20 protein-coding genes are annotated in these 20,962 nt (G+C 72.2%); 14 read left to right on the top strand and 6 right to left on the bottom strand.

The genetic code is table 11. The annotated features are described in order from the left end of the window. Positions 1-11: 11 nt before the first annotated feature. Together LGI35_RS14605 and LGI35_RS14600 are read left to right on the top strand one after the other, a co-directional pair. A complete protein-coding gene (locus tag LGI35_RS14605; RefSeq protein ID WP_227294276.1) occupies positions 12-1,052 on the top strand; it encodes a C40 family peptidase in 1,041 nt (346 codons plus the stop codon). Positions 1,053-1,103: 51 nt separating this feature from the next. Further along, positions 1,104-2,312: a hypothetical protein gene (locus LGI35_RS14600; RefSeq protein ID WP_227294275.1), complete on the top strand. Its 1,209-nt coding sequence runs from the start codon at positions 1,104-1,106 to the stop codon at positions 2,310-2,312. A gap of 12 nt (positions 2,313-2,324) precedes the next feature. Here the strand turns inward: LGI35_RS14600 and LGI35_RS14595 are convergent, their stop codons facing one another. After that, complete coding sequence (locus tag LGI35_RS14595) at positions 2,325-3,563, bottom strand: glycosyltransferase 87 family protein (RefSeq protein WP_227294274.1); 1,239 nt, start codon at positions 3,561-3,563, stop codon at positions 2,325-2,327. A 78-nt stretch (positions 3,564-3,641) separates the two neighbouring features. On the opposite strand from LGI35_RS14595, the gene LGI35_RS14590 reads away from it, so the two are divergent. After that, positions 3,642-4,784: a glycosyltransferase family 4 protein gene (locus LGI35_RS14590; RefSeq protein ID WP_227294273.1), complete on the top strand. Its 1,143-nt coding sequence runs from the start codon at positions 3,642-3,644 to the stop codon at positions 4,782-4,784. A 161-nt stretch (positions 4,785-4,945) separates the two neighbouring features. Here the strand turns inward: LGI35_RS14590 and LGI35_RS14585 are convergent, their stop codons facing one another. Then, positions 4,946-6,742: an AMP-dependent synthetase/ligase gene (locus tag LGI35_RS14585; RefSeq protein WP_227294272.1), complete on the bottom strand. Its 1,797-nt coding sequence runs from the start codon at positions 6,740-6,742 to the stop codon at positions 4,946-4,948. A gap of 309 nt (positions 6,743-7,051) precedes the next feature. Between LGI35_RS14585 and LGI35_RS14580 the strand changes: the two genes are divergently transcribed. The 6 genes from LGI35_RS14580 to LGI35_RS14555 all read left to right on the top strand — a co-directional run bounded on the left by LGI35_RS14580 (position 7,052) and on the right by LGI35_RS14555 (position 12,132). After that, positions 7,052-7,813, top strand: coding sequence for a metallophosphoesterase family protein (locus tag LGI35_RS14580; RefSeq protein WP_227294271.1), 762 nt, complete (start codon positions 7,052-7,054; stop codon positions 7,811-7,813). Between the two features lie 80 nt (positions 7,814-7,893). Then, on the top strand, positions 7,894-8,328 hold the full coding sequence (locus LGI35_RS14575; protein ID WP_116502535.1) for an SRPBCC family protein: 435 nt from the start codon (positions 7,894-7,896) through the stop codon (positions 8,326-8,328). A gap of 223 nt (positions 8,329-8,551) precedes the next feature. Continuing rightward, positions 8,552-9,718 carry an ArsA family ATPase gene (locus LGI35_RS14570; RefSeq protein WP_227294270.1) on the top strand — a complete coding sequence of 389 codons (1,167 nt, stop codon included), beginning with the start codon at positions 8,552-8,554 and terminating at the stop codon, positions 9,716-9,718. A gap of 87 nt (positions 9,719-9,805) precedes the next feature. Further along, a complete protein-coding gene (locus LGI35_RS14565) occupies positions 9,806-10,291 on the top strand; it encodes a DUF5304 domain-containing protein (protein WP_227294269.1) in 486 nt (161 codons plus the stop codon). Positions 10,292-10,344: 53 nt separating this feature from the next. Further along, on the top strand, positions 10,345-11,298 hold the full coding sequence (locus LGI35_RS14560) for an ROK family glucokinase (protein ID WP_100592179.1): 954 nt from the start codon (positions 10,345-10,347) through the stop codon (positions 11,296-11,298). 75 nt (positions 11,299-11,373) lie between these two features. Then, positions 11,374-12,132, top strand: a complete 759-nt coding sequence (locus LGI35_RS14555) for an endonuclease/exonuclease/phosphatase family protein (protein WP_227294268.1) — start codon at positions 11,374-11,376, stop codon at positions 12,130-12,132. 5 nt (positions 12,133-12,137) lie between these two features. Here LGI35_RS14555 and LGI35_RS14550 read toward each other — a convergent pair whose 3' ends face one another. Continuing rightward, positions 12,138-12,872, bottom strand: coding sequence for a hypothetical protein (locus LGI35_RS14550; protein WP_227294267.1), 735 nt, complete (start codon positions 12,870-12,872; stop codon positions 12,138-12,140). Then, on the bottom strand, positions 12,865-13,644 hold the full coding sequence (locus tag LGI35_RS14545) for an alpha/beta hydrolase (protein WP_227294266.1): 780 nt from the start codon (positions 13,642-13,644) through the stop codon (positions 12,865-12,867). Before LGI35_RS14545 ends, LGI35_RS14550 begins: the two co-directional genes overlap by 8 nt. Before the next feature lie 164 nt (positions 13,645-13,808). Between LGI35_RS14545 and LGI35_RS14540 the strand changes: the two genes are divergently transcribed. The 5 genes from LGI35_RS14540 to LGI35_RS14520 all read left to right on the top strand — a co-directional run bounded on the left by LGI35_RS14540 (position 13,809) and on the right by LGI35_RS14520 (position 18,884). Beyond that, positions 13,809-14,588 (top strand): lysophospholipid acyltransferase family protein, encoded by a 780-nt coding sequence (locus tag LGI35_RS14540; protein ID WP_227300304.1) that lies wholly within the window; start codon positions 13,809-13,811, stop codon positions 14,586-14,588. 57 nt (positions 14,589-14,645) lie between these two features. Beyond that, positions 14,646-15,875 carry a MacS family sensor histidine kinase gene (macS, locus tag LGI35_RS14535; protein WP_227294265.1) on the top strand — a complete coding sequence of 410 codons (1,230 nt, stop codon included), beginning with the start codon at positions 14,646-14,648 and terminating at the stop codon, positions 15,873-15,875. Further along, positions 15,872-16,567: a response regulator gene (locus tag LGI35_RS14530; protein WP_227294264.1), complete on the top strand. Its 696-nt coding sequence runs from the start codon at positions 15,872-15,874 to the stop codon at positions 16,565-16,567. Before macS ends, LGI35_RS14530 begins: the two co-directional genes overlap by 4 nt. A 150-nt stretch (positions 16,568-16,717) precedes the next feature. Beyond that, a complete protein-coding gene (locus LGI35_RS14525; RefSeq protein ID WP_116502543.1) occupies positions 16,718-17,746 on the top strand; it encodes a 6-phosphofructokinase in 1,029 nt (342 codons plus the stop codon). 133 nt (positions 17,747-17,879) lie between these two features. Then, positions 17,880-18,884, top strand: a complete 1,005-nt coding sequence (locus tag LGI35_RS14520; RefSeq protein ID WP_227294263.1) for a 2-hydroxyacid dehydrogenase — start codon at positions 17,880-17,882, stop codon at positions 18,882-18,884. On the opposite strand, the gene LGI35_RS14515 is transcribed toward LGI35_RS14520, so the two are convergent. Together LGI35_RS14515 and LGI35_RS46605 are read right to left on the bottom strand one after the other, a co-directional pair. Continuing rightward, positions 18,830-20,743 carry an anthranilate synthase family protein gene (locus LGI35_RS14515; protein ID WP_227294262.1) on the bottom strand — a complete coding sequence of 638 codons (1,914 nt, stop codon included), beginning with the start codon at positions 20,741-20,743 and terminating at the stop codon, positions 18,830-18,832. The two genes, LGI35_RS14520 and LGI35_RS14515, sit on opposite strands and share 55 nt — an antisense overlap. 105 nt (positions 20,744-20,848) lie before the next feature. Continuing rightward, entirely contained in the window at positions 20,849-20,905 is a 57-nt protein-coding gene (locus LGI35_RS46605) for a trp operon leader peptide (RefSeq protein ID WP_227300303.1), read from the bottom strand. Between the last annotated feature and the right edge of the window lie 57 nt (positions 20,906-20,962).

Here is a 20,962-nt window from a genome sequence, read left to right as displayed (position 1 = left end):
AGCGGCTACTCGTGGGGTCTCATCGCCGTCCCGCACAGTCCGGCCTCGACCGGAGCGCGCGCGGCTCCACTGTGTACGTCCTGTCGGCCGTGGCGGCCACCGCCGCCGGACTCACCGCCGCCCCCGCGGGCGCCGCGCCACAGGACCGCCCGTCCGGCACCCGGGCCGAGGTCGACCGCCTCTTCGAGCAGGCCGAACAGGCCACCGAGGCGTTCAACAAGGCCGACGAGCGCGCCGACAAGCTCCGCGACGAACTGGGGGACCTTCAGGACAGCGTCGCCCGCGGGCAGGACCGCATCAACACCATGCGCGGCGCCCTCGGTTCGCTCGCCGGAGCCCAGTACCGCTCGGGCGGCATCGACCCCGCTCTCGCCCTGCTCCTGTCGTCGGACCCCGACGGCTATCTCGACAAGGCGTCCGTCCTCAACCGCATCACCGCCCGCCAGGCCGGCGAACTCACCGAACTGCAGCGGGCGCAGCGCGACCTGTCCCAGGAACGCGCCGAGGCCACCCTCAAACTCGTCGACCTGGAGCGCTCCCGCAAGGCCGTCGCCCGGCACAAGCGGACCGTCGAGGACAAGCTCGCCAAGGCGCGCCGTCTGCTCGACTCCCTGCCCGCCTCGCAGCGTGAGGCCTACGAGCGCGCCTCGCGCGGTGGCGCGCGCGACGGCGTCCCCGATCTGTCGGGCGCGGGCGTCCCGTCGTCCGGCCGGGCCGCCGCGGCGGTCGCCGCCGCCATGTCCGCGGTCGGCAAGCCGTACGTGTGGGGCGCCAACGGGCCCTCCGCGTTCGACTGTTCGGGCCTCATGCAGTGGTCGTACGCGCGGGCGGGCGTGGGCCTGCCGCGCACCTCTCAGGCCCAGCGGTACGCGGGCCGGCAGGTGCCGCTGTCCGAGGCGCGGCCCGGCGATCTCGTCGCCTACCGCTCGGACGCCAGCCACATCGGGATGTACGTCGGAAACGGCCAGGTCATCCACGCCCCGTACCCCGGCGCGCCCGTGCGCTACGACCCGGTGGGCATGATGCCCGTGTCGTCCGTGACACGGGTCTGAGCGGTCGATGCAGGCGGGGCCCGGCGCGGCAGGCGCCGTACGATCGGGAGGATGGCTGGTCGTGGGCGTGGTGCGGGTGGAGCGGGGGCGTGTGTCGCCCTGCTGTCCGTGGCCGGCCTGCTCACCGGGCTCGTCGGCTGCGGCGGGGGAGCGGCGCAGGACACCGCGCGGGACGATGTGCAGCACACCCTCGACCGCAGGGCCGACGCCGTCCTCGCCCGGGATCCGACCGCGTACCGGGCCACCGGCAGCGCGGACGCCGAGGTTCCGGCGAACCTCACCGACGTCCCGCTGACCTCCTGGACGTACCGGCTCACGCGCCTGGACCGCTCCGGCAGCCACGCCACGGCCGGTGCGGAGCTGCGCTACCGGATCAAGGGCTACGACAGCGCCCCTGTCGTCTCCGGGCGCTCCCTCGGGCTCGAACTGCGCGGGGGCCGCTGGTACGTGACCTCCGACCGGCCCGCCCCGAACACCGGCGAGCAGCTCTGGGAACAGGGCAGGGTCGTCGTCGAGCGGGGCGCGCACAGTCTCGTCCTCGGCGTCGGCAGGTCCCACGGCGCGCTGAGCGACTACGCGGACCTCGCCGACGAGGCAGTGCCCGCCGTGAGCGAAGCCTGGGGGACCGGCTGGGCCCGGCGGGTCGTGGTCCTCGTCCCGAAGTCCCTCGACGGCATGGGGGCGCTGCTCGGGTCGCCCGCCGCCGGGTACCGGGGGATCGCCGCGGTGACGACCGGCGAGGCGGGGGCGCCGGGGCGGACGCCGGCCGACCGGATCATCGTGAATCCGGACGCGTACGGCGTGCTCGGCTCCTTCGGCAAGCAGGTCGTCCTCACGCACGAGACGACCCACGTCGCCACCCGCGCGGCGACGTCGGGCGCGACTCCGCTGTGGCTGTCCGAGGGGTACGCGGACTGGGCCGGCTACCGCGGCACCGGCCGCTCCGCGGGGCAGGCCGCGCCGGAACTGGAACGCGCGGTGCGGCTCGGACGACTGCCGGCCGCGCTCCCCACCGACCCGGACTTCGGGTTCTCCGGCGACGCGGGGCGGCTCGCGCAGGCGTACGAGGGCGGGTGGCTGGCCTGCCGGATGATCGCCGACCGCTGGGGCGAGGCGAAGCTGAACGACTTCTACCGCGCCGTGGGGAAGCACAAGCGGCGGACCGGGGCGGTCGAGGAGGCGATGGCGAGCGTGCTCGGCACGACGGAGGAGAAGTTCACGGCGGACTGGCGGGACTACCTGCGGGCCCAGCTGGGCTGACCGGCCCGCGGGTCATGACGTGAGCAGGGTCTCGTCACGAGCCGCCCGGGGAGGCGGCGCCTGTTCGCGCGCCCGCGGCTCCGTGACCGTCTGCCGCCACAGGCGCCGGGCGGCGGTGAGGGAGGCGGCGACCAGCAGTCCGTTGCGTACGAGGATCAGGGCGAGGCCGAGTCCGTCGCCGTACACGACGTGTCCGAAGCCGAGCGGGAACTCCAGGAACGTGACGAGGGACGCCGCCACGACCAGGCAGGCCGGCGGTGTCATCCGGCTCGCGGAGAACACGGTCGACACCGCGGCCAGACCGGTCAGCCACAGCATGTACTGGGGGCTGATCACCCGGCTCGTCGTCGTGAACAGCAGCACCGCGACGAACGCCGCGTCCGCGAGCGTCCCCGGCGCCCAGGCCCGCGCCCTCAGCCGCCACGTCAGGAGCCAGGCGAACGCGAGCAGCGTCAGCACCTGCGCGACCACGCTCACGACGTCCACGTAGGGGCCGAGGAACTCCATCGAGCCGTAGTGCAGCCCGACGGAACCCGGCCAGCCGAACTGCCGCGCCACGTGGAACACCAGCGCGCCCAGCGACTCGACCTCCGTGCCACGGTCGCGCTGGGAGGTGAGGAAGCCGAGCGCGCCCGGCATCGCCGCCGCGAAGGCGACGAGCAGGGCGCCGGCCGTGACGGCCGCGCCGCCCCAGGAGACGCGCGTGACGCGGCCGCGGCGGGTCCCGAGCAGCAGGAGCAGGGGCCACACCTTCAGCAGCGCGCCGAGCCCCGTGAGCGCCCCCATGACGCGAGGGTGCCGAGCCCCGGCCAGCAGCGCCGCCACCGCGACCGCCGTGACCATGACGTCGTAACGGGCGTACGCGGTCGGACCGAGCAGCGGCACGCCCGCGACCCACACCCACGCCCCGCGCCACGACCTGCCGGGCCGCCCGCCCGCGTACACGAGGAGCCCGAAGGTGAGCGCGTCGGCGAGGAGGGCGAGCACGAAGAACGCGGTGGCGTAGGACAGGAACGGCAGGAGGGCGGGGGAGAGGATCGCGCCCGCGGCGGCCGGCGGGTACTGCCAGGTGACGTCGTCCAGCGGGAACGTGCCCGTGCGCAGGATCCCGTACCAGTTGCGGTAGATGACGGAGACGTCGCTCGTCACGTCGGGACCCGGGACCGTGATCACCTTCAGGACGCACAGGAGGAGCAGCGCCCTGGTCGCGGCCCACACCAGCACCGCGGGGACCGGGATTCTCGGCATCATTCGGGCCATGATGCCGGGCAGAACTGTGCAGGGGCCGTGAAGCACGGCCCACCGGCGCGTTAGGTACTGTCGGCGGCGATGCACAAGACCCTGATCGTGACCAACGACTTCCCGCCCAGGCCCGGTGGCATCCAGGCGTTCCTGCACAACATGGCGCTCCGCCTGGACCCCGAGCAGCTCGTCGTCTACGCCTCCACCTGGAAGCGCACCCGCGAGGGCGTCGAGGCGACCGCCGCCTTCGACGCCGAGCAGCCCTTCACCGTCGTGCGCGACCGTACGACGATGCTGCTGCCGACGCCCCGCGTCACCCGGCGCGCGGCGGGCCTGCTCAAGGAGCACGGCTGCACGTCGGTGTGGTTCGGCGCGGCCGCCCCGCTCGGCCTGATGGCCCCGGCGCTGCGCAAGGCCGGAGCCCAGCGCCTGGTGGCCACCACGCACGGGCACGAGGCCGGCTGGGCGCAACTGCCCGCGTCCCGCCAACTCCTGCGCCGCATCGGCGAGTCGACGGACACGATCACGTATCTCGGCGAGTACACGCGGTCGCGGATCGCCGCCGCGCTGACGCCCGCCGCGGCGGGCCGGATGGTGCAGCTGCCGCCGGGTGTGGACGAGAAGACGTTCCACCCCGGCTCCGGCGGCGCCCTGGTGCGCGAGCGGCTCGGACTGACCGACCGGCCCGTCGTCGTGTGCGTCTCGCGGCTCGTGCCGCGCAAGGGGCAGGACACCCTGATCCTCGCGATGCCGCGGATCCTGGCGGCCGTCCCGGACGCGGTGCTGCTCGTCGTGGGCGGCGGCCCGTACGAGAAGGAGCTGCGCAAGCTCGCCGTGGAGACGGGCGTCACCGACTCGGTGCGCTTCACGGGGGCCGTGCCGTGGTCGGAGCTGCCCGCGCACTACGGGGCGGGCGACGTGTTCGCCATGCCGTGCCGGACCCGGCGCGGGGGCCTCGACGTCGAGGGACTCGGCATCGTCTACCTGGAGGCGTCGGCGACGGGCCTGCCGGTCGTCGCGGGCGACTCCGGCGGCGCGCCGGACGCGGTGCTCGACGGGGAGACGGGCTGGGTCGTGAAGGGCGGTGACGCGGAGGACTCCGCGGACCGGATCATCACGCTTCTCGGCGACGCGGAGTTGCGGCGGCGCATGGGGGAGCGGGGGCGTGAGTGGGTCGAGGAGCGCTGGCGGTGGGATCTGCTGGCCGAGCGGCTGCGGGAGTTGCTGTAACGCCTGACGCCGGACGGGCTGGATGGATCATCCAGCCCGTCCGGCGTCCGAGGAAACTCGTCCGGCGTCTGAGGACAGGGACGCGGGAGTGCGGGGGTGGAGCCCCCGCAAGGATCAGCCGGTAGATCTCGCAAGGCTCAGCCGGGTAGATCTCGCAAGGCTCAGCCCCGGTAGATCGCTTCGATCTCGTCGGCGTAGTCCTTCGCGACCACGTTCCGCTTCAGCTTCAGGGACGGCGTCAGGTGCCCCGACTCCTCCGTGAACTGGGTCGGCAGGATGCGGAACTTGCGCACCGACTCCGCCTTGGAGACCGCCGCGTTGCCGTCGTCCACGGCCGCCTGGATCGCCGCGAGGAGATCCGCGTCGTCCCGCAGGGACACCGCGGTCGAGCCGGCCGGCTTGCCGTGGTCGGCGGCCCAGCGGCCGAGGAACTCGTCGTCGACCGTGACGAGCGCGCCGACGAAGGGGCGCCCGTCGCCGACCACCATGCACTCGGCGACCAGGGCGTGCGCACGGATGCGGTCCTCGATGACGGCCGGGGCGACGTTCTTGCCGCCCGCCGTCACGATGATCTCCTTCTTGCGGCCGGTGATCCGGAGGTAGCCGTCCTCGTCGAGCGTGCCGATGTCGCCCGTGTGGAACCAGCCGTCGGCCAGCGCCTCCTCGGTCGCGGCCTCGTTGTTCCAGTAACCCGAGAACAGGTGCTCGCCGTGCAGCAGCACCTCGCCGTCGTCGGCGATCCGGACCACGGAACCCGGCAGCGGCTGGCCGACCGTGCCGATCTTCTGCCGGTCCCACGGGTTGAAGGCGGTGGCGGCGCAGGACTCGGTCAGGCCGTAGCCCTCGAGGACCGTGAAGCCGATGCCGCGGAAGAAGTGGCCGAGGCGCTCGCCGAGCGGGGCGCCGCCGGAGATCGCGTACTCGCCGCGGCCGCCGAGTACGGCGCGCAGCTTGGAGTAGACGAGCTTGTCGAACGTCTTGTACTTGAGCTTCAGACCGATGGACGGGCCCTTGGGGGTGTCCAGGGCGCGGCTGTACTCGATGGCCGTGTCGGCGGCCTTGTCGAAGATCTTGCCCTTGCCGTCGGCCTGCGCCTTGGCGCGCGCCGAGTTGTAGACCTTCTCGAAGACGCGCGGCACACCCAGGATCAACGTCGGCCGGAACGCGGCCAGTTCATCGGTGAGGTGCTTGATGTCGGGGGCGTGGCCCAGCTTGATCGGGGCCATCAGCGAGGCGACCTCGACCAGGCGGCCGAAGACGTGCGCGACGGGCAGGAAGAGCAGCACCGAGCACTCGCCCGTGCGGAAGAGGGGCTTGAGGCGCTCGACCACGTCGCCGCACTCGGCGAAGAAGCTGCGGTGCGTGAGGACGCAGCCCTTGGGGCGGCCCGTGGTGCCCGAGGTGTAGACGATCGTCGCCGGGTCGTCGGCCTTCGCGACGGCGCTGCGCTCGTCGACGGTCGCGTCGGAGACGGCGGCGCCCGCGCGGTCCAGCTCCTGGACGCCGTCGGCGTCGATCTGCCAGACGTGCGCGAGGCCGGGGAGGCGGTCGCGCACGGACTCGACGGTGGCCTCGTGCCCGGCGCTCTCGACCACGCAGGCCACGGCGCCGGAGTCGCCGAGAATCCACTGGATCTGCTCGGCGGAGCTGGTCTCGTACACCGGGACGGTGATCGCGCCGGCGCTCCAGATCGCGAAGTCGAGGAGCGTCCACTCGTAGCGGGTACGGGACATCAGGCCGACCCGGTCGCCCGGCCGCACGCCGGAGGCGATCAGGCCCTTGGCGGCGGACCGCACCTCCGCGAGGAAGGTGGTGGCAGTGACGTCCTGCCAGGTGCCGTTCACCTTGCGGGCGATGACGGCGACGTCGGGGTGCTGCGCGGCGTTTCTGCGGACGATGTCGGTCAGATTGCCGTCCGCAGGGACCTCGTACAGGGCCGGAAGGCTGAACTCGCGCAAGACTGCTGCTCCTCATAGGGCACCGGCGCCACGGCATTGTGTGAGTCGACGATGCGGTCCAAGATCGGGCAGGTGCTCAGCTGCTGAAGCAGTGGTAGCTCCAGTGGTTGAAATACTGAGCACTACTGGACTGCCCGGACGTTACCCACCGGTACTGCTTTTCCGGTAGGGGGTCCAGGCCAGATGTTCGCTGCGTCACACGCCGTGTAACTGCTCCGCCGACCCTAGTCCACCGAATCGGCGAATAGGAAGTAACCGCAGGTCCGGCCCCCTCTACCCACGATTCCCACACAGTTCTAGGGTGATCGCATGCGCGTACATGTGGTCAGCGATGTGCACGGAAACTCCACAGACCTCGCCCGGGCGGGAGACGGGGCGGACGCCCTCGTCTGCCTCGGTGACCTGGTGCTCTTCCTCGACTACGCAGATCATTCGCGGGGCATCTTCCCGGACCTGTTCGGCGTGGAGAACGCGCACCGCATCGTCGAGCTGCGCACCGCCCGCCGCTTCGAGGAGGCACGTACGTTCGGCGCCGGACTGTGGGCCGGGATCGATCGCGGGACCGCCATCGAGACGGCGGTGCGCAAGCAGTACGCCGAGCTCTTCGCGGCGTTCCCCACACCTACGTACGCCACCTACGGCAACGTCGACATCCCGCACCTGTGGTCCGAGTACGCCGGACCCGGCACCACCGTCCTCGACGGCGAGCGCGTCGAGATCGGCGGCCTCGTCTTCGGCTTCGTCGGCGGCGGACTGCGCAGTGCCATGCGCACCCCGTACGAGATCAGCGACGAGGAGTACGCCGCCAAGATCGAGGCCGTCGGGGAGGTCGACGTGCTGTGCACCCATATCCCGCCGGACGTCCCCGAACTCGTCTACGACACCGTCGCGCGCCGCTTCGAGCGCGGGAGCCGCGCCCTCCTGGAGGCGATCCGGCGCACCCGCCCCCGGTACTCCCTGTTCGGTCACGTCCACCAGCCGCTCGCCCGGCGCATGCGGATCGGGGCGACGGAGTGCGTCAATGTCGGCCACTTCGCGGGTTCGGGCAGGCCCTGGGCCCTGGAGTGGTGACAGCGCCGCCGCCGGTGCGCGGTAGCCTTCACGCGATACACACCACCCCTCAGCGGACCGCATCTGGAGGAGCCACCGCGATGGCGGAACACACCAGCTCGAGCATCACGATCGAGGCGGCACCGGCCGATGTCATGGGGGTGATCTCCGACTTCGCCCGCTACCCCGACTGGACGGGAGAGGTGAAGGAGGCCGAGGTCCTCGCCACGGACGGCGCGGGCCGCGCCGAGCAGGTGCGACTCGTCATGGACGCCGGAGCGATCAAGGACGACCAGACCCTGGCCTACACCTGGACCGGGGACAACGAGGTCTCCTGGACCCTGGTCAAGTCCCAGATGCTGCGCTCCCTCGACGGCACGTACCTCCTCAAGCCGTCCGGATCGGGCACCGAGGTCACCTACCGCCTCACGGTCGACGTCAAGATCCCCATGCTCGGCATGATCAAGCGCAAGGCCGAGAAGGTCATCATCGACCGCGCCCTCGCCGGCCTGAAGAAGCGCGTGGAGACGAAGTAGCTTCCGGCGCCCCCGTCCGGCGGTCCGGCGCCCCCGTCCGGCGGTCCGGCGCCCCCGTCCGGCGGTCCGCCGCCCGCGTCCGGCGGCCTGCCGGGGGCGCGTCCGCCGCGGCCACGGCCCTCACCGCCGCCCGCCGCGGAGCCCGCACTCTCGTGCTCTCGGCCGAACCCCGCCCCCAGCGGTCCGCCGGGGGCGACCCGCGCCCCAGGTAGCCTCACACTCCATGCGCACCGTTCTGGTAACCGGCCCCGGCGGCTCCGGCCGGACCACCGCCGCCGCGGCCACGGCCCTCACCGCCGCCCGCCGCGGAGCCCGCACCCTCGTGCTCTCGGCGGACCCCACGGACACCCTCGGCGCCGCCCTCGCCACCCCTACGAGCGCGGCGCCGACGTCCGTCGAACCCGGTCTCACCGCGATACGTCTCGCCCCGGCGGACCGCTTCCGCGAGGACCTCGCCGGCCTCCAGGAAAAGGCCGCGTCCGCCCTCGACCTCCTGGGCGCCACCCGCCTCGACGCCGAGGAACTCACCCCGCTTCCCGGCAGCCACGAGCTCGCCCTGCTCCGCGCTCTGCGTGACAGCGCCCACGGCCCCTACGACCTCGTCGTCGTCGACCTCCCCTCGACGCCGCAGGCCCTCGCCCTGCTCGCCCTGCCGGAACAACTGCGCCGCTACCTGCGCCGTCTGCTCCCCCCTGAACGCCAGGCCGCCCGCGCCTTGCGCCCCCTCCTCGGCCGCCTCGCCGGCGTCCCCATGCCCGCGGAGTGGCTGTACGAGACGGCGGACCGCTGGGACACCGAACTCGCCGCCGCCCAGGCCGTCATCGAGGACCCGCACACGACGGTGCGCCTCGTCGCCGAGCCCACGCCCGCCGCGGCCGACGCCCTGCTCACCACGACCACCGCCCTCGCCCTGCAGGGCCTGCGCGCCGACGCGCTGCTCGCCTCCCGCGTGCTCCCCGACGGCTCCACCGACCCCTGGCTCACCGACGCCGCCGCCCGCCAGCGCAAGGTCGTCGCCACCTGGCAGGGCACGTACGACGTGCACGAGCTGCCTCATCTGGGCCGTGACCCGCGCGGCGCCGACGACCTGGCCGCGCTCGGCGCACCGCCGGTCCCGGCCGCGCCGGCCGCGACGGAGTGGCCCGTCGAGGACCGCATCGCCGACGAGGGCGTCCTCGTGTGGCACCTGCCGCTGCCCGGCACCGTCCGCGAGGACCTCGGGCTGGTGCGGCGCGGCGACGAACTCGTCGTCACCGCCGGACCGCTCCGCCGCATCGTCTCCCTGCCGTCGGCGCTGCGCCGCTGCACCGTCGCGGGCGCCGGCCTGCGCGACGGCGTCCTGCGCATCAGGTTCACCCCCGACCCCGACCTGTGGCCGCGGGGACGGTGAACGGATTACCGCCGTTCGGGTAACGTCGAAGGTACGCACCTCCTGGTACGCACCCACCCATATACGTTCTCGCAGGAGTCAGCCGCCATGAGCGACGCCACCGAGCAGCCCGCACCCGAGGCCGACGCCGACGCCTGGGAGAAGGCGTGCGCCGAGGACCTCGCGGAGGAGAAGGCCCGCCGCCGTGCCGAGTACGGGCCCCAGCCCGGCTCGGCCGCCGAGGAGCTGCGCAAGCTCGTCGACGCCGTCGCCGAGAAGCTGTCGGGGCTCCAGACGCCCCTTCTCGGCGCGGTCGCCCAGGGCACCGCGCAGCAGGTCGTCAGCCAGGTCGTCAAGCAGGCGAAGGCGGCCGTCGAGCCGGTCGTCGAGCGCAACCCCGAGGTCTTCGACCATCTCGCGGCCGCGGGCAACGAGCTGCTCGCCGCCTACCGCTCCGCCGTCGAGCGCCAGGAGCAGCGCTGGACCCAGCGCTCGTCGGGCGCCCAGGCCGGACGGGCCGCCGGGGACGACACGGACCCCCGTGACGAGGGTCCCGAAGCGCCTCCGCCAGGCGAACACATCGACCTCGACTGAGAGCCGCTCGGGTACGGTGGGCCGTAGCGGGGCTCGACCGAACTGAGGGATTCATGGGACTCACCATCGGCGTCGACATCGGCGGCACAAAGATCGCGGCCGGCGTGGTCGACGAGGAAGGCAACATCCTCTCGACGTTCAAGGTGCCGACTCCCAGCACGTCCGAGGCCATCGTTGACGCGATCGCCTCGGCCGTCGAGGGCGCACGGGCAGGACACGAGATCGTCGGCGTGGGCATCGGCGCCGCCGGATACGTCAACCGCCAGCGCTCCACGGTCTACTTCGCGCCCAACATCGACTGGCGCCAGGAGCCGTTGAAGGAAGAGGTCGAGAAGCGGGTCGGCCTGCCGGTCGTCGTCGAGAACGACGCGAACGCGGCCGCCTGGGGCGAATACAAGTTCGGCGCGGGCAAGGGCCACCGGAACGTCATCTGCATCACGCTCGGCACCGGCCTCGGCGGCGGCATCATCATCGGCAACAAGCTGCGCCGCGGCCACTTCGGCGTGGCCGCCGAGTTCGGCCACATCCGGATGGTCCCGGACGGCCTGCTGTGCGGCTGCGGCAGCCAGGGCTGCTGGGAGCAGTACGCCTCCGGCCGCGCGCTCGTCCGTTACGCCAAGCAGCGCGCCAACGCGACCCCGGAGAACGCGGAGTTCCTGCTCTCGCTGGGCGACGGAACCCCGGACGGCATCGAGGGCAAGCACATCTCCATGGCCGCCCGCCAGGGTGACGCCGTGGCCGTCGACTCGTACCGCGAGCTGGCCCGCTGGGCCGGCGCGGGCCTCGCCGACCTGGCCTCGCTGTTCGACCCGTCCGCGTTCATCGTCGGCGGCGGACTCTCGGACGAGGGCGAGCTCGTCCTCGACCCGATCCGCAAGTCCTACAAGCGCTGGCTGGTCGGCGGCAACTGGCGCCCCGTGGCGGACGTCATCGCGGCCCAGCTCGGCAACAAGGCGGGCATGGTCGGAGCGGCGGACCTGGCGCGGGAGCCCGACCCGATCATGTGACACCGGCTGCTTCAGCCACCGAACGCCCGCCGTTTCCCCGGAGAAACGGCGGGCGTTCGTCGTATCTTGATCGTCATGGTCACCGGATCGCTCCCCAACTCCCGCACCGAACCCGACGGTTCGGCCGTCGTCCGGGTGCTCAGCTACAACATCCGCTCGATGCGCGACGACGCCGCCGCGCTCGCCCGCGTCATCGCGGCCTGCGCCCCCGACCTGGTCCTGATCCAGGAGGCGCCCCGATTCTTCCGCTGGCGCAAGAAGCTCGCCCGGCTCGCGGCTGCCTCCGACCTGGTGATCCTCTCGGGCGGCGCGAGCGCCGCGGGCCCGGCGCTGCTCTGCTCCCTGCGCGCCACCGTCGAACGCACCGAGGACGTCCTGCTGCCCCTCACCCCCGGACTGCACCGGCGTGGTTTCGCGACCGCCGTCGTCCGCTTCGGCGACGCCAGGATCGGCGTACTGAGCTGCCATCTGAGCCTGCAGAAGGACGAGCGGTACGTGCAGGGCGGGATGCTCCTCGACCGGCTCGCGGCGCTCGGCGTCGAGCACGCCGTCGCGGGCGGTGACCTCAACGAACGCCCCGGCGGCCGCACGTTCCGGCGCCTCGCGGCGGCTCTCCAGGACGCCTGGGCCACGAAGCCGTGGCTCGGCGAGTACACCTCGACACCGGCCGACCCGCATCAGCGCATCGACGCGATCCTCGCCACACAGGGCGTCGAGGTCCTCGGCTGCGGGGTCCCGGTGGGTATGCCGGGCGTGAGCGAGGACGACCTGAGGGCGGCCACGGACCATCTGCCGGTCCTGGCCGCCCTCAGGGTTCCCGCCGCCCGGGTCTGACCGGGTCAGACGACCGCGCCGCGCCCCGGATCGTCGTCGTCATCGTCGCCCTGCATGCGCATCACGAGCGTGCCGAAGCCGCCGAGGAAGCCACCGACGCATACCGTCGTGAGCCACCACGTCATCTGCCAGCCGAGCAGCACGGCCAGCAGCATCAGGACCGGGCCGCCGATCACGGCGAGCCAGGCGAACTTGGCCGTGACGTCCGCCTCGGGCAGCGGCGGGGGCTCCGGGGGCACGAAGTGGCCCTCGTCGTCGGCGTCGCTGTCCGACGGCTCGGCCGGCCGGTAGTCGCGGGGGCCGCCGACGCCGGGTGCGAAGGAGACCGACGAGCCGAGCGGCGTCGCGGGCTTTCCGGACTTGCCGGTCTTCGCGGTGTCCGGCGCCGAGCCGCTTCCCTCCGGGCCGTCCGTGTCCGAACCGTTCGTCTCGGAGCCGTCCGTGTCCAGGTCGGGCAGGGCCAGGTCCTCGATCGACCTGAAGGGCCTGGCGCCCGGCGGGTCCGGCGGCTCCTCGCCGTACCCGGCGACGATGGCGGCCCAGGCGGCGTCCTCGTCCACGGGCTCGCCGGCGCCCTCGGCCGCCGCCGCAGCAGCAGCCGCGTCCGCGCCGGGCTGCTGCTCCTTGCCGAGCTGCGCCGGACCGGGCGGCGCCGTGCCCGACGCCGCCGTCTCGGCTGACGCGTCCTCCGGCTCGCGGCTCTCGTCGCCGGCGGGCTCACGTCGGTCCTGCTCAGCCACCGGTGGCCGTCCCTTCCTTACCGACACTGGGGGCGAGCCGGCCGATGAACGCATAGCTCTCGTCGAAGATCCGGTCCGCGTCATGGTCCAACGTCGCGACGTGGTAACTCTGTTCCAGCAGGATCTCCTCGACGTCCGTGGACGAGATCCGGCTGAGGACGCGGGCCGAGTCGACGGGCGGCACCACATGGTCCTGGGTGCTGTGCAGGACGACCAACGGCTGTGTCACCTGCGGCAGTTCACGGTCGACGATGCGGAAGAAGTTCCGCAGGGAGTGCGCGGCGTGCAGCGGCACCCGGTCGTAACCGATCTCCGACGAGCCCTCCTTCGCGATGTCGCTGGCGATCCCCTTCGTCGAGCGCACGAGGTGCCGGGCCACCGGGAGGGCGTGCGCGGCGAGGCCGTGCACCTTGTTCCCCGGGTTCACCAGGACCAGGCCCGCCACCTCGTCCCCGTGCTTCGCCGCGAGCCGCAGCGCGAGGGCGGCGCCCATCGACAGACCGAAGACGAAGACCTGGGAGCACCGGTCCAGCAGCTCGCGCAGGGCGCGGTCCACCTCCGCGTACCAGTCCTGCCAGCCGGTGACCTGCATGTCCTCCCAGCGCGTGCCGTGACCGGGCAGCAAGGGGAGCGAGACGGTGAGGCCGCGCTCGGCGAGGTACTCCGCCCAGGGGCGCAGCGACTGCGGGGAACCGGTGAAACCGTGACAGAGGAGGACGCCGACCTCTCCGCCCTCGTGGCGGTACGGCTCGGCTCCAGGAATGACCGGCACCTTCGGTCTCCTGTTCATGAGAGGGGGATCGCCCGGGACTGCGGGGCGTACTTCACCGTACGCGACCGTGCTGACACCGACCAGGGTCGTCGGGCCTCGGAGCTGCGGCGCGGGTTAAGGTCTGACCACGGACAAGGGAAGGCAGTGGGTTGATCTACGGCGCAATGAAGGTGGCCATCGGAGGGCCGCTGAAGCTCGGCTTCAGGCCCTGGGTGGAGGGCCTCGAGAACATTCCCGCCGAGGGTCCCGCCATCCTGGCCAGCAACCACCTGTCCTTCTCGGACTCCTTCTTCCTGCCGGCGGTGCTCGACCGCAAGGTCACCTTCATCGCGAAGGCCGAGTACTTCACGACGCCCGGCGTGAAGGGCAAGCTCACGGCCGCGTTCTTCAAGGGCGTCGGACAGCTGCCCGTGGACCGCTCCGGTTCGCGCGGCGCGGGCGAGGCGGCGATCAAGAGCGGCATCGAGGTCCTGGAGCGCGGCGAGCTCTTCGGCATCTACCCGGAGGGCACCCGCTCGCCCGACGGCCGCCTGTACCGCGGCAAGCCCGGTGGCCTCGCGCGCGTGGCGCTCGCCACCGGCGCGCCCGTCCTCCCGGTCGCGATGATCGACACCGAGAAGATCCAGCCTCCCGGCAAGGTCCTGCCCAAGCTGATGCGTCCCGGCATCCGCATCGGCAAGCCCCTCGACTTCGGCCGCTACCAGGGCATGGAGCACGACCGGTTCGTGCTGCGGGCCCTGACCGACGAGGTCATGTACGAGATCATGAAGCTCTCCGGCCAGGAGTACGTCGACATGTACGCGACCGCCGCCAAGCGGCAGATCGCGGACGCGGCGAAGGCCGAGGCCAAGGCGGAGAAGGAGGCCAAGGCGGAGAGGGAAGCCCTGGCCGAGAAGGAAGCCAAGGAGAACAAGGGCGGCGGCGTGGAACGGCCGGCCTCCTAGCCGCGTCGTCGTTCTGGGAGCGGACGTTCCGGGAGCCGCAGTTCGGGGGGTGGGTGCGTGGCCAGGCGTGAACGCGTGATGACGATGTCCGTCGAGCAGCCGCTGTGGCGCGCGCTGACGGCGTACCGGCTGCTGACGATGCTGTACGCGATCGGCCTGTTCGTCACCGCGCAGGACAGGTTCCACCGCCCATGGGTGGCGATCGGCTACTTCGTGGTCCTGGTCGTGTGGACCCTGGCCACGCTGCCGCGCGTCGCGAACGCCGCGAGCTGCACCAAGCGCTTCCTCACCGCCGACCTGATCGTCGCGCTCGCCGGCATCCTGCTCACACCGGTCGCCGTCGAGCACAGCCGGATCGTGGCCGGCGGCCCGACCCTGCCGTCGATCTGGACGGCCGGCGCGGTCCTCGCGTACGCGGTCAAGGGCGGCTGGCGGTGGGCCGCGTTCGCCTCGCTGCTCGTCGGCGTCGCGAACGTGGTGCAGCGCGGCGCCTTCAGCCGCGACACCCTCCACAACGTCCTGCTCGTGTGCATCGCGTCGATCGCCATCGGCTACGTCGTCGAGGTGGCCCGCGCCTCCGAGCGCACCCTCGCCCGGGCCCTGGAGATCGAGGCGGCCACCCGTGAGCGGGAGCGGCTCGCCCGCGACATCCACGACGGCGTGCTCCAGGTCCTCGCCATGGTGCAGCGCCGCGGCACCGCGCTGGGCGGTGAGGCCGCCGAGCTCGGCAGGATGGCCGGTGAGCAGGAGGTCGCCCTGCGCACCCTGGTCGCCGGCGGTCTCGTGCCCGCCTCGCGTGCCTCCGAGGACGCCTCGCAGGGCGCGCTCGTGCGGGTCGTGGATGAGCCGGACGGCCTGCCCGGTACCTCGACGCCCTGCGATCTGAGGTCGCTCCTCGCGCCGCACGCGGGGGCGCGGGTGAGCTTCGCCGAGCCGGGCGCACCGGTGCTCCTGCCGCCGGCCGCGGCGAAGGAACTGGCGGCGGCCGTCAGCGCCGCCCTGGACAATGTGCGCAGGCACGCGGGGACGGACGCCCGGTCCTGGATCCTCGTCGAGGACGAGCCCGACGCCGTGATCGTGACGGTGCGGGACGACGGACCCGGCATTCCGGAAGGACGTCTCGCGCAGGCCGAGGGGGAGGGGCGGCTCGGTGTCGCCCAGTCCATCCGCGGCCGGCTGCGGGACATCGGCGGCACGGCCGAGCTGATCTCGGTGCCGGGACAGGGCACCGAGGTCGAACTGAGAGTTCCGAAGGTTTCACGGGGGAAGGCGGGATCGGGAAGATGACCGAGCAGCAGCGGGAGGGTGCCGCGGCAGGTGCGATCAGGGTCATGGTGGTCGACGACCACCCGATGTGGCGCGACGCCGTCGCGAGGGACCTGGCCGAGGCGGGTTTCGACGTGGTGGCCACCGCGGGCGACGGCGAGCAGGCGGTGCGCCGGGCCGGCGCCGCCGCGCCCGACGTCCTCGTGCTCGACCTGAACCTGCCGAAGAAGCCCGGCGTGCAGGTCTGCAAGGAACTCGTCGGCGCCGACCCCGCCCTGCGCGTCCTGGTCCTGTCGGCGAGCGGGGAGCACGCCGACGTCCTGGAGGCGGTGAAGTCCGGCGCCACCGGTTACCTGCTCAAGTCGGCGTCGACCGAGGAGCTGACCGACGCGGTGCGCCGCACGGCGGCCGGCGACCCCGTCTTCACCCCGGGGCTCGCGGGCCTCGTCCTCGGCGAGTACCGGCGCCTGGCCTCCGAACCCGCGCCCGCCGCGGGCGCGGACGAGCCCAAGGCCCCGCAGCTCACCGAGCGCGAGACCGAGGTCCTGCGTCTGGTCGCCAAGGGCCTGAGCTACAAGCAGATCGCCGAACGGCTCGTCATCTCGCACCGCACCGTGCAGAACCACGTGCAGAACACCCTGGGCAAGCTCCAGCTGCACAACCGCGTGGAGCTCGTCCGGTACGCCATCGAGCGCGGCCTCGACGACGCGTAACCGCCTCCGGGCCTTCTGAAGGATCACCACACAAAGGTCAACTCCTCCACTCTTCAACGGAATTCACTCTTCGCGTGCTGCCGAAGTGACGTGGATCACTATTAGCGTGACCCGTGTCAGCTCACAGTGCTGTGGCGAAGGGACATTTCCATGCGGGTCGGAGTACTGACCGGAGGCGGCGATTGCCCCGGGCTCAACGCCGTCATCCGTGGCATCGTCCGCAAGGGCGTGCAGGAGTACGGCTATGACTTCGTCGGCTTCCGGGACGGCTGGCGCGGGCCGCTCGAAGGCGACACCGTACGGCTCGACATCCCGGCCGTGCGCGGCATCCTGCCCCGCGGTGGCACCATCCTCGGCTCCTCGCGCACCAACCCCCTCAAGGTCGAGAACGGCATCCGCCGTATCAAGGAGACCCTCGCCAAGGAGGAGGTCGGGGCGCTCATCGCGATCGGCGGCGAGGACACCCTCGGCGTCGCCGCCCGTCTCACCGACGAGTACGGCGTGCCCGTCGTCGGCGTACCGAAGACCATCGACAACGACCTGTCCGCCACCGACTACACCTTCGGATTCGACACCGCCGTCGGCATCGCGACCGAGGCCATCGACCGGCTGCACACCACCGCCGAGTCCCATATGCGGGTCCTGGTCTGCGAGGTCATGGGCCGCCACGCGGGCTGGATCGCGCTCCACTCGGGTCTCGCGGGCGGGGCCAACGTCATCCTCATCCCCGAGCAGCGCTTCGACGTCGACCAGGTCTGTGCCTGGGTCACCAGCCGTTTCAAGGCCTCGTACGCCCCGATCGTCGTCATCGCCGAGGGCGCCATGCCCAAGGACGGGCAGATGGTCCTCAAGGACGGGACGCTCGACTCCTTCGGGCACGTCCGTCTCTCCGGAGTCGGCGAATGGCTGGCCAAGGAGGTCGAGCGGCGCACCGGCAAGGAGGCCAGGACCACCGTCCTCGGCCACATCCAGCGCGGCGGCACCCCCAGTGCCTTCGACCGCTGGCTCGCCACCCGCTTCGGGCTGCACGCCATCGAGGCCGTGCGCGACCGCGACTTCGGGAAGATGGTCGCGCTGCGCGGCACGGACATCGTCCGGGTGCCGATCGCCGAGGCGACCGCCCGGCTGAAGACGGTCGATCCCGCGCTGTACGAGGAGGTCGGGGTCTTCTTCGGCTGAGGCGCGAGGCCGGGTGACGCCGGGGGTGGGGCGAGGTGAGGTCCTCCCACCCCCGGGTGTCACGGGGGTGCCCGGCCCGTATATTCGCCGTAACCGGCACACACGACTCGATACGGCAGAAACGGGAGTAGTCGTGGAGATCCTCGCATTCGGCGTGCAGTCCGACGAGAAGCCCCTCATGGAGAAGGCGTTCGCCGGCCATCACGAGGTCCGCTGTCTGGACGTCTTCCTCAACGAGGACACGGCCCCCATCGCGGCCGGCTACGAGATCATCTCCACCAGCGTCAACGCCACCCTGAACAACCGCGTCCTGCAGACCCTCGCCGCCGGCGGCACGCACCTGATCGCCCAGCGCTCCACGGGCTTCAACAACATCGACCTCGAGGTCGCCGAGCGCCTCGGCCTGACCGTCGCCCGCGTCTCGTACTACTCGCCGTACTCCGTGGCCGAGTTCGCCTGGACCCTCGCGATGGCCGTCAACCGCCGCATCGTCCGGGCCTCCAACCGCACCCGCGACTTCGACTTCAGGCTCGACGGGCTGATGGGCCGCGACCTGCGCGGCCGCACCGTGGGCGTCCTCGGCACCGGCAAGATCGGCGAGGCGTTCACCCGGATCGCCCACGGCTTCGGCATGAAGCTCCTCGGCTGGGACATCGCCGAGAACCCGGCCTGCGTCGAACTCGGCATGAAATACGTCGACAAGGAGCGCCTCTTCACCGAGTCCGACCTGATCAGCCTGCACGTACCCCTGCTCCCCGCCACCGAGCACATCGTCGGCAGCGCCGCCCTGCGCACCATGAAGGACGACGCGATCCTGGTGAACTCCAGCCGCGGCGGCCTCATCGACACCAAGGCGCTCGTCTCCGAGCTGCGCGAGGGCCGCTTCACGGGCGTCGGCCTCGACGTGTACGAGGCCGAGGCCGGGCTCTTCTTCCTCGACAAGTCGCTCGACGTCGTCGAGGACGACACCCTGGCCCGCCTCGTCACCTTCCCGAACGTCCTGGTCACATCGCACCAGGCGTACTACACCGTGGACGCGGTGAGCCAGATCATCGAGACCACGGTGGCCAACGTCCTCGACTATCAGGCGGGCCGGCGCTCCGAGAACGTCCTCGTGCCCTCCGCGCCCAGGAGCTGACCCAGCAGCTCCCGCACGACGTCCGCCCCGCGCAGCGACAGCACCGACTCCGGGTGGAACTGCACCCCCGCCACTGCATTTCTCGTCGCGCCTCCGGCACGACCCGGCCCGCGCAGCGCGTGCACCTCGCCGCTCGCCGTGTCCCGGCTCACCTCGACGCCGTGCGCGGCCAGCTCCATCGCCGTGTCGTCGTCGCACCGCGCCACGAAGCTGTTGTAGAACCCGACGGTCTCGGTCCGCCCGAACAGGTCGACGTCCGTCTGCGCGCCCTGGTACGGCACCTCCTTGCGGACGATCTCAAGGCCCAGCTCGGCCGCGATCAGCTCGTGGCCGAGGCACACGCCGAGCACGCCGTGCCGGTGATCACGCAGCACCTCGGCGGTGAGCGCGCGCAGGAAACGCATCTTCGGGTCCGTCTCGTCGGAGGGGTTGCCAGGTCCCGGGCCCAGGACGACGGGGCCCTCGTGGGCGAGCACGGCGTCCCGCAGCCCCGGCTCGTCGTAGCGCCGCACGGAGACGGTGAGGCCCGACGACCGCAGCAGATGCGCCAGCATCGCCGTGAACGTGTCCTCGGCGTCCACCACGAGCGCGTGCCCCTCCAGGGCCGCCGCCTTCTCCTGCATCCGCAGCCAGAACGGCGCCAGCGCGGCCCGCCGCCCGTCGAGCGCCGCCTGCACCCGCGGATCGTCCGCGAGCGCGGGCCGCACGCCCTCGCCGCGCGGCCGGCCGGGCCGCACCCCCAGCGCGGCCAGCACCCCGGCCGCCTTCGCGTGCGTCTCCTGGACCTCGCTCGCCGGGTCGGAGCCGCGCACCAGCGTCGCCCCGACCGGCACCCGCAGCTTCCCGCCCGCGTCGATGTCGGCCGTACGGATCAGGATCGGGGAGTCCAGGGTCTGCGCCCCGCCGGCGTCCCGCCCGACCAGCGCGAGCGCCCCCGCGTAGTAGCCGCGCCCACCCACCTCGTGCCGCTCGATCACCCGGCAGGCGTTCTGCACCGGCGACCCCGTGACGGTCGCCGCGAACATGGTCTCCTTCAGGACCTCGCGCACGTCCAGCGAGGACCGGCCCCTCAACTCGTACTCCGTGTGCGCGAGATGGGCCATCTCCTTCAGGCGCGGGCCGATCACGACCCCGCCCATGTCGCCGACGGTGCACATCATCTTGAGCTCCTCGTCGACGACCATCGACAGCTCCTCGATCTCCTTGCCGTCGGCGAGGAAATCCAGCAGGTGCTCGGGCGTCGGGCCCTCGGCCGGGTAGCGATAGGTGCCGCTGATCGGGTTCATCACGACCGTGCCGCCACTCATCCGCACATGCACCTCGGGGCTCGCCCCGACCAGCGTCCGCTCGCCGGTGTGCACGACGAACGTCCAGTACGCGCCCCGCTCCCCGGCGAGCAGCCGCCGGAACAGCGCGAGCGCGTCCGCCCGCCCGAACCCGCGGATCGCGCCCTCGTACGTGCGCCGGATCACGAAGTTCGCGCCCTCGCCCTGCCCGATCTCCTCGCGCAGGACCCGCTCCACGATGTCCGCGTACGCGGCGTCGTCCACGTCGAAGCCTCCGTCCGACACGCGGACGTCATGGGCCGGCAGCTGCGCGAGGACGTCGGCCAGCGGCAGCTCGTACGTCTGGTCGGGGGTGAGCACCGCGAGTGGGGTGCCGTCGTCGCGGACGTCGAAGCCGCGCTCCCTGATCTGCCGGAACGGCACGAGGGCGAGGCCCTCCGGGATGTCGGCGAGGCGCTCGTAGGTGCTCACGGGGCCGACCAGGAGTTCCACGGTGTCGTGGTCGTGTCCGGGTGCGCGGCGGCGCAACAGGGCGAAGGGACGGTCGTCGTGCAGCAGGTCGGACAGATCCATGGCGTGTGATTCCTCTTCCGTACTCCGGTTGCGGAGAGGAACGGCCAGGTCCCGGAAAACACTGAAGGCCGCCCTCGGGCGGCCTTCGCTTCGCTGTACGCGCAGTCAGTGGGCCGCTGGGTGAGCGGTCCACCACCAGTTACGGGACGTGTGCGCGAACATGAGCGGCACCTTACCCGATGGGCAGCTCATCTGTGGACGACGCGTCTCAAAGGGTGA

The sequence above is a fragment of the Streptomyces longhuiensis genome (genome assembly GCF_020616555.1).
Taxonomy (GTDB): Bacteria; Actinomycetota; Actinomycetes; order Streptomycetales; family Streptomycetaceae; genus Streptomyces; species Streptomyces longhuiensis.
This window is presented reverse-complemented; position numbering and strand designations above follow the sequence as displayed.